This is a genomic window from bacterium (assembly GCA_030649055.1).
Taxonomy (GTDB): Bacteria; Patescibacteriota; Minisyncoccia; order UBA6257; family JAUSGH01; genus JAUSGH01.
This window is the reverse complement of record JAUSGH010000019.1, coordinates 1-12,067: the sequence shown is the minus strand read 5'-3', so window position 1 is coordinate 12,067 and position 12,067 is coordinate 1. Positions and strand designations below refer to the sequence as shown.

The window sequence follows — 12,067 nt, the reverse complement described above, 5'->3', positions numbered from 1 at the left end:
CTTTTGCGTTATCCCAACCTTGCTTCATCAGAAAGCAAGTCCGCGTCGAGACTTTTGGCTCATCGACGAACGCCATACGCGCGCCTTTCGACGCGCTCCGATCTATTATGTTCTATAACAAAAATTATAGAAGTTTATGTAGATGATCCACGCACAGCTTCCGCTACGCGTGCCTTGTTACGACTTAGCCCTCATCATCGATCCTACCCTTACCCAGCACTTTGTTAACAACTGCGTTGCGAACAAAGTGCTGGGCTTCAGGTATTACCGACTCCGCTGGCTTGACGGGCGGTGAGTACAGGACTCGAGAACGTATTCACCGTAGTGTAGCTGACCTACGATTACTAGCGATTCCAACTTCATGGAGGCGAGTTGCAGCCTCCAATCTGAACTGGGGCCGTGTTTTTGGGATTAGCTCCGCCTTGCGGCTTGGCAACCCTTTGTAACGGCCATTGTAGCACGTGTGTGGCCCAGGGCATCAGAGGGCCATGCGGATTTGACGTCATCCCCGCCTTCCTCCCCCGTTTTTGAACACAAGCATTTCATTGCTTGCGGGCAAAAACGGGGGCGGTTTCCGGTGACACTTATAACACCAGAGAGGGGTTGCGCTCGTTACCCCACTTAAGGGAACGTCTCACGATACGAGCTGACGACAACCATGCAGCACCTGTGCACTTGTCCTTGAGAGACGACCGACGTTTCTGCCGGTCTTCAAGTGCATTTCAAGCCCTGGTAAGGTTCTTCGCTTACCGTCGAATTAAACCACATGCTCCACCGCTTGTGCGAGTCCCCGTCTATTCCTTTGAGTTTTAGCCTTGCGGCCGTACTTCCCAGGCGGCTGATTTAACGCGTTAGCTACGCCACCCCGAGGGTCGATACTCGAGACAGCTAATCAGCATCGTTTAGGGCGTGGACTACAAGGGTCAACAATTTTGCTTGGCAAAATTGCAATTTCTAATTTCTAAATCCTAATTCCTAAGCGTTAGGGATTTAGACCTATTAGATGCTCCGATTACTCGGAGGATCGGACTATATCATTTTCTGAAATCGCTTATATTTCGCTTTTTTCTCAGCAAGATACCTTTCAATAATCTCTCGAGAAAAATGCGTTGCTTCAACAACTTCAGAAACCCAGCGTTGCTGTAATTGGGAATCTTTGTAAAGAATAAGAACTTTAGGCAATGTAGATGCGGATGGTATTTCGGGGAGGATTATCCGAAGAAATTTTTTTAATTCTTCGCTTGAACGAATCCATAGCCGATAGTACTCAACTTTTTTTCCTTCCCGCTCGCGGACAATTTTTCCAATCGCAGTTTTTACTTTCCAAACCTTGAGTAAATACTGCGATAAAATCTCTTGTTCATGAAACGAAAACGGGTCGGTACAAAACACACCTCGCTTTCCATTGCCAATAAGCGAACCATCATCAAGCCACCAAATCGCAAGCGATAATGGCGTCATCATGTTCAGCCATTTTCGACGTATTACGAGACAATTATGCTCGTAAGTCAGCCGATGCAGTTCCGTAAGCAATTCTAATGCTAAACTTTGGTATCGCAACATATCTCCTCCCAAACTATTCGGTTTTTGTTCCCAAAAAGATTTCTCTCCGGAAATTTCTTTTAATTCTTCAACTTTCCAGAAAAAATAATCTTTTTGATGTACCGAATGTCGAAAGGAAAATCGGGCATTTTTGTAGGGCTTATAGATCTTTAAGGACCCATCACCCAACAAAGAACCCAGAATAATTTCCTTACATCGATCCAACAAAAATGACTTGGTCATTTTCTATTTTCTTACTTACATAGTCTCTACGGGGTTACACAAGCTCCACTTTTCTCTATAATTAAAGAGTCGAAAGTGAGGCTTGAATAACTTCCCTCGGGATTAACCGCCTGACAAGACGGCCTTCCCCGATATAGCTGAATGCGCACCCCGACGTCGCCGTCGGAGGGGACACCCTTTGTTCCGTTTCTTTGGAGCCGGAACGGGATTTATCTAATCCTTTTTGCTCCCCACGCTTTCGCGCCTCAGAGTCAGGAGTGTCCCAGCAGAATGCCTTCGCCTTTGGTGTTCCACACGATATCAACGGATTTCACCCCTACACCGTGTGTTCCATCTGCCTCTAACACCCTCTAGTTCGGCGGTTTCCCCCGCGGGTTCGGAGTTGAGCTCCGAGATTTCACGAGAGACGGACCGAACCTCCTACGCGCCCTTTACGCCCAATGAATCCGGATAACGCTCGGGGCCTTCGTATTACCGCGGCTGCTGGCACGAAGTTTGCCGCCCCTTATTCCCACGGTACCGTCAATGTGCGCAGCACATAGTTGACTAGTTCCGCTCGCTCCGCTCGCTGTTCGTTTGCTAGTTAATTAGTTTCACCAACTAATAAACTAGAGCGAAGCGTAACTGACGAACTAACAAACTGTGTGCTACGCACACTTCTTCCCGTAGAAAAGCAGTTTACAATCCTAAGACCTTCATCCTGCACGCGGCGTCGCTCGATCAGGCTTTCGCCCATTGTCGAATATTCTCGACTGCTGCCACCCGTAGGTGTAGGAGCCGTGTCTCAGTCTCCTCGTTGGGGATCGGGCTCTCACCCCCCCTACCCGTCGTAGCCTTGGTGAGCTTTTACCTCACCAACTAGCTGATAGGACCTAGGCCGCTCCCCGAGCGAATCGCTCCTTTAGTCGCCTAAGGCGACACCATCGGGAATTAGTCCCGCTTTCGCGGAATTATGCCCGACTCGGGGGTACGTACCAGGGCGTTACTAACTCGTTTGCCACTACCGAGCGCAACGTGCGCTCGACCGTTCGACTTGCATGCCTTATCCACGCCGCCAGCGTTCATCCTGGACCAGGATCAAATCCTCGAAAGAAGGTTCGCGGCTCGCCTCGAATGTGCACGAGTGCACACAGTCGGCGAAACGCCCACCTTCGGAACAGATTTGGGGTAACATAGAAAATTTCCAGCGGTTCGACAAGCTCACCGTAATAGAAACATTCTATGTTACATTCATTTTTTTACTTTTAGTGCTTCTAATATTCAGTTCGGAACGTTCGGTCGGTTCAATCGATGTTCTGACCGGCAGAAGCCCCGCCGGTCGTACAGACCCGCCTGCCACATTCACGTCGGGCAAGCCCGCCTGCCACATTCACGTCGGGCAAGCAGGGGGAAGTATAGGGGGTGAGTTGGGTTATGTCAACAAGCCGGAGCGAGAAAACAAGCACCCCCTTGTGTTGGGGTGCTTGCTGTAGAAAACCGATTGCTACCGACTATTTTCCTTTCCCTCAAATCGTGTTTTTAATTTTTCGTAGAGCTCGTGTAACTTCTTTTCTCGCACTTTCAGGCTCCTTTCGCCCTCTTCATGATTTACCCTCTCTTCAGCAAACGCCTCTCCTCGTTCCATACTCGCTTCATAGGCTTCCTTATGTCGTTTTGAAATTTCATTATAAGATGGAAGAAAAGAGTCTCCCTCTATCGCGCGCTCAATGAAGTCAATCGCTTTATAAATCACGTTGCTGTTATAGTGTTCTCCTGTCTGCTCAAATAGCTCAAGCTCTTTGTCGGCAGACTCGTACTCTTCGTTGGTTGCCTCATGCGTTATTACATCAACAAAATCGGTGCGGGCTCTTCTTTTTGCCCCCTCAGCACCTTGACCCGTCATCACCCGCATGGCATTCGCCCGAGAACCAGCCTCCTCGAGAGTTAGCTTACACGCGCCGCACCCTTCAGGAACATTTCCGTGTGGGCAAGTCTCTATGTTTTTTTCTCTTTCAAACATAAATTTTAGTTTCCTCAAAGGTCACCCCGACCTTTCCTTTCCCATAATCCTACCCCCCCCTCTCGACCTGGGCGCAAGAGCCCGAGATGTCATGGGGGGGCTGGGCGCAAGTGGTTGGTGTGTAGGTGCTAAGATACAAACGTCGCACCTCTATAGGTGCGGTCATAATCTTTGGAAGTCAGACTTTCCCGGGAAGTCTGACTTCAATGACCGCTACAGGAGCTTCTTGAACTCCTCATCAGTTAATCCAGCGTCTCAAATAATGCCCTTGAGTGTGTACGGGTTAATTCTCGTAGCTCGAGGTATCACAATCTTCCTGGTACCATCCGTCATCCCAATATGTTTCCGACCGAACGTCTTCGCAACCCAAAAACCAGCCTTGAGAAAAGCTGTTACCGCGCGTTTCGCGGAAACATCGGTAAAGAGCATGACAGCTATGCAGGAATTGCAACCTCCACCTCCCGCACCTCCGCCCCCTTGAGTTCTCTGTGAGACATCGCCAGATACGTGAAAATGGCGTCTCTGATGTTTTCGAGCGCCTCTTTTTTTAGTTTCCCCTGGCTGTGACAGCCCGGGAGCACCGGAACGTGCACGTCATACCCATATCTGCTCTTATGAATGACGGTCAGATACTTCATGGCCCTATTGTATATGATTCCAACAAGGGTAACAACCTTGCGTTGCAACGCCGACTTGCCACTCCCGCGAACAAAAACAAACCCTACGCGGGGCTTGCTGTTCACTCTTGCCCAAGGGCGGGGCTACGGTTGCATTCTTTCCGCCGCCGGACATTTTCACGCTCCGCCCCCGCCGGACTTATTCGCACATTCGTACGAATAAGACCGGATGTTTCTTGCCTTTTCCGCCCCCATCCGGGGGCGCCATAATTCCCCCACTTTTATCCACAATTGACGAGTCATGCACGGCTGTTAAACTTCAATCGCTTATATGTTCATACTTAAGTGCGATCGCTGTAAGAGAATAATAGCCGAAAAGAGTCCGTACGTGACCGTCGGGTACGGCACCATGCTTGCTCACCGCTCGCTCTGTGCTGCCTGCGGAAAATCAATTGTGGGAATCCTGAAAAAATATAAACTTCTACCCGAGAGAGACGAGAAAAGAATCGCAACGCGCCGCACAAAAAAATAAGCCCCGCGGCTTATTTTTTTTACAATCCTTGCTATTTTCGACTTCCTGGGTACAATAAAAACACCATGAAACAAGGTGTTCACCCCCGGTACTACCCGAACGCCAAAGTGATCTGCGGTTGCGGCAACACGTTCACGACCGGCTCCACCCGGGAATCCATCCGCGTCGAAATCTGCGCGAAGTGCCACCCCTACTACACCGGGAAGCAATCCTTAATTGACACTGCGGGCCGCGTCGAGCGCTTCACGGCGCGCCGCACGAAAGCCGCGGCCGCGCCAAAGACGGCAAAGAAGCAGAGGGTGAAGAAGCAGAAATAACCAACAACAAACAACCGACAACAAACAACGTGAACCTTATGACTGTTGTCCGTTGTTGGTTGTAGGTTGTACGTTACTCTTATGGACCTCAACGTCACCACCCGCACCATCCTCGGCAAGAAGGTCGCCGCACTCCGCACAAAGGGACTCGTGCCCGCGGAGCTCTTCGGCCGCGGTATCGAGAACCGGCACCTCGCGGTCGCGGCGCGCGACGCTGCCGCGGCGTATAAGACCGCCGGCGAGCACACGGTGGTCACGCTCGTCGTGGACGGTGCCGAACGCATCCCCGCCGTCTTCGCAGACATCCAGCAGGACTACCGTGCGGGCACGGTGCGTGCCATTGATTTCCACTACGTCCGCATGGACGAAAAGATACAGGCGAACGTGCCCATCCGTTTGGTGGGCGAGGCGCCCGCAAAGAAAGAGGGGTTCCCCATCCTCCTGGTGCTCTCTGAAATCGAGCTTGAGGCGCTTCCCGACCGCATGCCGCACGAACTGATTGTTTCCGTTGAGACGCTTGCACAGCCCGGCCAGACAATTTACGTCCGCGATCTCATCGTGTCTGCCGAGGTCAAGGTCCGCGCAAACGAGGATACCGCAATCGTGACGGTTGGCGAGAAGGCGAAGGAGGAGGTTACCGCCCCTCCGCCAGCTGGCGGACCGGTGGCGGCGCCCGCGGCCGGAGCGGTTGCGGCGAATACAGCCACAGAACCGGCAACGCAGGCATAGCCGAGCCGTTTCTCGCACCACATTATAAAACCGCGCGGTGCTGGATTGCACGTGACGATACGCTTCCTGTATCGTTCTATCTGATAGATGCCTGAATCCTCGATTCCTCCGATTGTCCGAGATGTCGCCCGAACCCTCCCGCGGCGTATTTCACTTGGGTGGACGCCGGTCCATTCGGCATCGCAGCTGCGGCTCGCGATAAAATGTGTGGCCATCCTCGGGGTGGTGAGTTTCATGCTTGGTTCCGTACAAGCGCCGGGCCAGGTTGCCGCACAGGAAGACCAGGGAGTCGCGGAGCAGACCGCCGAGACGACGCCGACAACCAAAGAACAGCGGAGTGAGCTCGAAGCGCAGCTCACAGAGCTTGAGACGCAAATCGCGGAGCACCAAAAGACCATCGCGTCGTACCAAAAGCAGGGTAAGTCGCTCTCCGGGGAAATCAGTTCGTTGAACGCAAAAATCAATAAGCTGAACCTCCAAATCAAGGCGGTGAACTTGAACATCAGCCAGCTTGAGAAGGATACTGCCGCCACGCAACGGACCATCGTGAGCACCGAGAACCGCATCGTGGTACATAAGGATGCCATCTCGCGAGCGGTCCGAAACCTTTACGAATCAGACCGCGAGCCACTCTTAGCGGTTTTGGTGGGCAACGCCCGTCTCTCTGACTTTTTTGGTAATATTGAAAATGTGATGCTCGTTCAGTCGAGTCTCCGGAACTCACTCGCGGAAATCACAAAGCTTCGGGAACAGCTCCTGGACCAGAAGCAGGAGCTCGCGCTCGAACGGGAGGATACTGAAAACTTGAAGGTAATCCAAGAGGCGCAGAAGCGTGGCGTTCAGTCGACCCAGACGCAAAAGGCGACCCTCTTGAAAACAACGAAGGGGAAAGAGGCTGAATATCAGAAAATTCTTACTAAGACGAAAGAGGAGGCGGCGCAAATTCGAAACCGCATCTTCGAGCTCCTGGGCGGCGGTGAGCTCACCTTCGAAAAGGCGTACGAGTACGCGAAGCTCGCGGGCGGCGCGGCCGGCATCCGTCCGGCGCTCATTCTCGGCATCCTGAACCGTGAATCGCTCCTCGGCAAAAACACCGGACGGTGCGCGTATGACCAGGTGATGAAGGGCGGTACCACCGCCATGAACCCAAAGGACCATGCCTACTTCCTCGAGCTCACCGGAGGGCTCGGCATCGATCCGCACTCCGCTTTCGCGCGCATCTCCTGCCCGAACCAGGACGGCACCTACGGCGGCGCCATGGGGCCAGCGCAATTCATTCCCTCAACCTGGAAAATCTACTCCCCCGAGATCACGCGTATCACCGGGAGCGAGCCCGCGAACCCGTGGAACAACTCGGACGCATTCACCGGGACCGCACTCTACCTGGAGGACAACGGCGCGGCGGCACAAACCGCGGCGGCAGAAAAAAAGGCGTCCGCTACCTACTACTGCGGTTCCCGGTGGCAACGCTCCGCCTGCCAGTTCTATGCATCGAAGGTGCTCGAGGCGGCCGCCGGATTCCAGGACGACATCGAGGTGCTCGAGCAGGCGAAGCAACCCGCCGGAGGCGGATCGACCTCCCCGAGCCAGTCGAACGGCTAGCGACCTATTCGAACGAAAAACCCCGGCCAAGGTCGGGGTTTTTGCACTTTAGATTGCCTCGAGTCTCTCTATTGAATCAGTTGACTCATCAATGATTTTTTGAATTTCCTTAATTTTATCCTCAAACTTCTCAAGGCGAACAGAACTACCACGGTTAGAAAGCGTATATTTATTTCCGCTTTCATCTTCAAGTATATAAGCGTCATAAGAACCGCGACTGTCGAAAATAGTCACTGGCTCAACCTGCGATCGAAGATTTTCTAATATTTTTGTTAGTTCGACAACCGCCTCTCTGGATAGTGGCGGATTTTTATATTGCTGCTTCACCACCTCTTCTTCTTCGGGATTTTCTGACGAGAATCTGACACTAGAACTTTCCGTATGGTTCTTATCCGTTTCCCAACTAAAAGTTGCTTCAACCTCACGCATTGCGTCCGCTGGTCTTTGCACTAGTGTCCCGTCAGTATAGTGAAGATCACCCTTCCTTAAACTAAGATCATGCTCGAATTTATCCAAAACATCTTCAAAAAGGGCAGTGATTCCACACCTTGGGTTATTTCCGCCCATCGCGGATTTGAGTGAACTCCCCAAGATTTCTGGCAATATTACTTTCGGAGACTTTTTCTCCTTTTCAGGTTGATACGTTTCCATATCTCTACTATACCACAAACTCCAGAAGATCAAAATTTGTTAACTATTTACGCTCCCCTGCTTCGCCCACGCCTCCACGATGGGGTCGAATGCACCTTCCAGTATCTTCTCGATGTTGTGGAACTTCTTCCCAATGCGGTGGTCGGTGATGCGGTCCTCGGGAAAGTTGTACGTGCGAATCTTTTCCGACCGGTCGGCGGTGCCGATCTGCGACTTCCGGAGGTCTGCAACAGACCCCACAGACTGGCGCTGCTCGGCGTCATAGAGCATCGCGCGCAGCATCTCCATCGCCTTCTCACGGTTCGCGTGCTGGGAGCGTTCCACGCGGCAGGAAACCACGATGCCGGTCGGCTTGTGTGTGACACGCACCGCCGTCTCCACCTTGTTCACATTCTGCCCCCCGGGGCCGCCGGCACGCGAGAATGAAACCTCAATATCGCTCTCCTTCAGGTCAACCTGCTTCGCTTCCACGACAGGCAGGACGGCGACCGACGCCGTCGAAGTATGTATCCTTCCCTGTCGCTCCGTTGAAGGGACGCGCTGGACTCGATGCACACCGGACTCGTGCCGGAGAGCTTCATAGGCGCCAGTTCCCTTTACCTCCGCGCTCACCGTTTTATAGCCACGCGCACCGGACTCGGACGCGTCGAGAATCGCAAATCCCCACCCGCGCTTCTGCGCGTACCGCTGGTACATGCGCATGAGGTCGCCCGCGAAGAGCGAGGCCTCATCACCCCCCGCACCCGCGCGGATTTCCATAATGATCTTTGCAATCAATGTCGTATCCATATGACCTCATTAAAGCAAACTTCCTCAGAAAGAGGAAGTTTTTTATTGGAGCAGCGTCGGTTCAGTTCAAATACAACCTTTCTTTCTTTGGCAGATACCTCTCATACACCACAAGACTCGGCAAGCTCTTAACCTCTTCCGGAGTAACGACCGAAATCTCCAGTAAATCTCCGAGGCCTTCATATGAATTCGTTTCAAGCCCCTCAAATCGTTGTGCGTACCTGCGTGCCTTGTCCTCATCCTCTGCTTCCACCCAAAATACCTCGCGCCGACTCCGAACCTCTTCCTTTTCCTCCTTTGAAGCGCTGTCAAATATCGGTTCGCTCCAATCAACCCAATACCCAAACACAACTTTGAAAAGCATGCGCCCTCCACACTATATGATACAAAAACGCGCGAATTCCCTTTTGAATCAGGACGCTCATCGCACGAAGATCTGCGAGAATTATCCTAAATTCTAACTTCAAATGCAATAGATTGGCCTAGATTCGGTTGAAGAGCCGAAGCCGGGACTCTGCTACCCGTTCCATCTTCGCGAGGGCGAGCTCGGTGAGCTTGTAGGGCGCCACCTCGTTCGGGTTCGCCCGGAGCGATTCCGCTATCCCCTCCCGCCAAGCGAGGCGGAGTTCGGTCGAAATATGAATGATTGAAATGCCGGCCTCGATGGCCGCACGGAAATCCTCGTCGGAGACACCAGACCCGCCATGGAGGACGAGAGGGATGTTTACTGCCTTTTTGATTTCACGGATTCTGTCAATATTAAGCTTCGGGTTCCCCCCCTCAACGAGGCCATGCACATTTCCCACGGCGGGTGCCAAGAGGTCCACGCCCGTTTCTTTCACAAACCGCGCCGCCTCCTCGGGTGTCGTCATCTGCACTGGCGTGACCGCCGCACCCTCGGGAATTTTCTCGAGAACCTGGGATCCACTTCCGATGTACCCGAGCTCCCCCTCAACGAGCACATTCGGTTGCACCTCCCGCGCGAGCGTCGCCGCAGTCCGCGTGAGCGCCACGTTCTCCGCAAACGGCAGCTTCCCGCCATCAAAAAGCACCGCGTCGAACCCCACCCGCGCCGCCTCGCGCACCTTCCCCGGGTCGTGCGTGTGGTCGGCGTTCAGGTACAGGCGGAAGCCGTGCTCCTTCGCGTGTTCGGCGTTGTAGCTCGCGACAAAGTCCTTCACGTGGTGAAGGCCGAGGTAGGCACGCTCCCCCTCCGAGACGCCGATAATGACCGGCACGTCGAGCCGCATCGCGGCGTGCGCCACGGCTTTCAACTGCTCGAGGTTCGAGATGTTGAAGTGCCCGATGGCGACTTTCTTCGCCTCGGCATCCCTAATTCGTTCGCGGAGGGGTTGCATGAGTCTTTTTTGCCCTCGTGCGTAAAGTGACGATAGCACACACAATAAGGTACGAGACTGCAAAGTCGGCAAAGAGAGCAATAGCATCAAATGTCCAAGTTCGCCCACATCCGCCCCCTGGCGGGCATGCAATGAGCGTGAAGTTTATTCCGCCAGTAAGCCAATACCAGGGAAGTCCGTACCGGAGCACGTTGAAAGTACTCACACCGAGCCATGGAAGCACGATGAAGCTGATGCCGCTCAAGACGACGAATACAACTGCGGTCCAAAGCAATTTTCGCAGGGTCGGCTTGAAAAATTCTTTCATGTTATTCGTATTTTCGTATAACTTCGTATTTCGTAGCCAAACACTAGAATTGTACCACTCCTGTATCGAAATTCTCGATGAGTAGCTGCTCCATCTTTTCCTCCCCTCCAACGTACTCCTGAAACAACCGCGTCCAGAGCGCCTCGCGCTGGTGGTAACTAAACGATTCGTTTTTCCCTTCGGTGAATGAAACGAGCGACATTGCGGTGTCCTCGAGGTCGAAGCTCACCTCGTTTCCCACCCAGTCAAGCCCGTTCCAGAAGGAGAGGTCCGGGAACCCGGCCGCAACGTACGTCGCGAGGTCGCGCTGGCCGCGCGCCCAGTGGAGCGACTCCGGGTTCACGCGCGGGAGCATGAGCCGCGGGTCATTCGGATTTTCCTTCACGAGGTACTGCTGGACAATGAGCCACTCGCCATCCTCAATGTGGTTTTTATCCGGCACATCACCCCGCAACAACGAGGTGAGCCGGTCGGGGAAATTCGGTTGCCGTACCGCGCGACGGAAGAGCTTCGTGTAGAACTCGATTTCGTGGAAGTAGTGGAGCAGGAGGGCGAAGTCGCGCAGGAAGGCGCCGGAGACGTCCTCGCTGATGGGGTTCAGGAAGATGACCCCGAACTCCTTGAGGTGTGATACGTTGTGGTGTTTCTTCGCGACGAACACCGCGGCGACCTTCCGCCACACGGGACCCAAGACCTTCACCTCGATAGGACGCTCCTCGAAGTCGTCTGCAGTGAATCCGCGATAGACGGCATCGAACGTCTCGTGCATCCACTCGACCGGTTCAATAAACCGGAGGGCACTCATAACCTCCGTGATATCGTACTTCGCAAGCACAGTCTGGATCGACGGCTCGCCGAGGTGCTTGAGGAGCGCGAGCGGCGGCCGCTCCGTAAGGATTTTAACCGCCCGGTCCCGCTTCAAGAAGTACCCCGCCTGCCCCGAGCGGAGTCGAGGGGTTCCTGCCTCTGCGATGGTCCGCGCAAACGTCGCCGCGCGGTCGAACCGGTCCGCGCCGGGTAGCGTACCTAGGAACTCGACGAGCTTCTGTTCGTCCTCCCTGATACGCTCACGGAGGAGCTTGCGAATGTCACCCGAAGATGCGGCTTGCCCAAGCACAGAGAGCGTCCGTCGGACGCGCTCGTCGTTCTCGAGGACCAGCCGTTCCGGAACGTCCGATGAGAACCCACGCTCAACCATCGCATCGTCAAGCGCTCGAATCGTTGCTTCGGAAACACCGAGGAGCGAGGAGAGTATGCGGGAGACGTCAGGTGGCATAAATTCAGATTATGATACCAATATGCTAATTGTACGAATGATACGAATCATACTAATCCGTTCCCATTCGTATCTATTAGTATCATTCGCATGCATTCGTATATT

General features: G+C 53.5%; 10 protein-coding genes and 1 rRNA gene. 3 read left to right on the top strand and 8 right to left on the bottom strand.

The genetic code is table 11. The features are described 5' to 3' along the window. Positions 1–135 precede the first annotated feature (135 nt). From Q7R85_03980 to Q7R85_03970, 3 genes are all read right to left on the bottom strand, one after another. Positions 136–2,878, bottom strand: a 16S ribosomal RNA gene (locus Q7R85_03980). Between the two features lie 390 nt (positions 2,879–3,268). Then, positions 3,269–3,784 carry a hypothetical protein gene (locus Q7R85_03975; protein MDO8585243.1) on the bottom strand — a complete coding sequence of 172 codons (516 nt, stop codon included), beginning with the start codon at positions 3,782–3,784 and terminating at the stop codon, positions 3,269–3,271. A gap of 434 nt (positions 3,785–4,218) precedes the next feature. After that, positions 4,219–4,422 carry a type II toxin-antitoxin system HicB family antitoxin gene (locus tag Q7R85_03970; protein MDO8585242.1) on the bottom strand — a complete coding sequence of 68 codons (204 nt, stop codon included), beginning with the start codon at positions 4,420–4,422 and terminating at the stop codon, positions 4,219–4,221. A gap of 576 nt (positions 4,423–4,998) precedes the next feature. Between Q7R85_03970 and rpmE the strand changes: the two genes are divergently transcribed. From rpmE to Q7R85_03955, 3 genes are all read left to right on the top strand, one after another. After that, positions 4,999–5,250 (top strand): 50S ribosomal protein L31, encoded by a 252-nt coding sequence (gene rpmE / locus Q7R85_03965; GenBank protein MDO8585241.1) that lies wholly within the window; start codon positions 4,999–5,001, stop codon positions 5,248–5,250. 81 nt (positions 5,251–5,331) lie between these two features. Continuing rightward, positions 5,332–5,979, top strand: coding sequence for a 50S ribosomal protein L25 (locus Q7R85_03960; protein MDO8585240.1), 648 nt, complete (start codon positions 5,332–5,334; stop codon positions 5,977–5,979). Between the two features lie 207 nt (positions 5,980–6,186). Further along, positions 6,187–7,581, top strand: coding sequence for a lytic murein transglycosylase (locus Q7R85_03955; protein MDO8585239.1), 1,395 nt, complete (start codon positions 6,187–6,189; stop codon positions 7,579–7,581). 48 nt (positions 7,582–7,629) lie between these two features. Here Q7R85_03955 and Q7R85_03950 read toward each other — a convergent pair whose 3' ends face one another. The 5 genes from Q7R85_03950 to Q7R85_03930 all read right to left on the bottom strand — a co-directional run bounded on the left by Q7R85_03950 (position 7,630) and on the right by Q7R85_03930 (position 11,962). Continuing rightward, positions 7,630–8,232, bottom strand: coding sequence for a hypothetical protein (locus Q7R85_03950; GenBank protein ID MDO8585238.1), 603 nt, complete (start codon positions 8,230–8,232; stop codon positions 7,630–7,632). Positions 8,233–8,271: 39 nt separating this feature from the next. Next, positions 8,272–9,021: a PCRF domain-containing protein gene (locus Q7R85_03945; protein ID MDO8585237.1), complete on the bottom strand. Its 750-nt coding sequence runs from the start codon at positions 9,019–9,021 to the stop codon at positions 8,272–8,274. Between the two features lie 61 nt (positions 9,022–9,082). Further along, on the bottom strand, positions 9,083–9,385 hold the full coding sequence (locus tag Q7R85_03940) for a hypothetical protein (GenBank protein ID MDO8585236.1): 303 nt from the start codon (positions 9,383–9,385) through the stop codon (positions 9,083–9,085). A 118-nt stretch (positions 9,386–9,503) separates the two neighbouring features. Continuing rightward, positions 9,504–10,379 (bottom strand): class II fructose-bisphosphate aldolase, encoded by an 876-nt coding sequence (locus Q7R85_03935; protein MDO8585235.1) that lies wholly within the window; start codon positions 10,377–10,379, stop codon positions 9,504–9,506. A gap of 350 nt (positions 10,380–10,729) precedes the next feature. Beyond that, on the bottom strand, positions 10,730–11,962 hold the full coding sequence (locus Q7R85_03930; GenBank protein ID MDO8585234.1) for a hypothetical protein: 1,233 nt from the start codon (positions 11,960–11,962) through the stop codon (positions 10,730–10,732). Positions 11,963–12,067 lie beyond the last annotated feature (105 nt).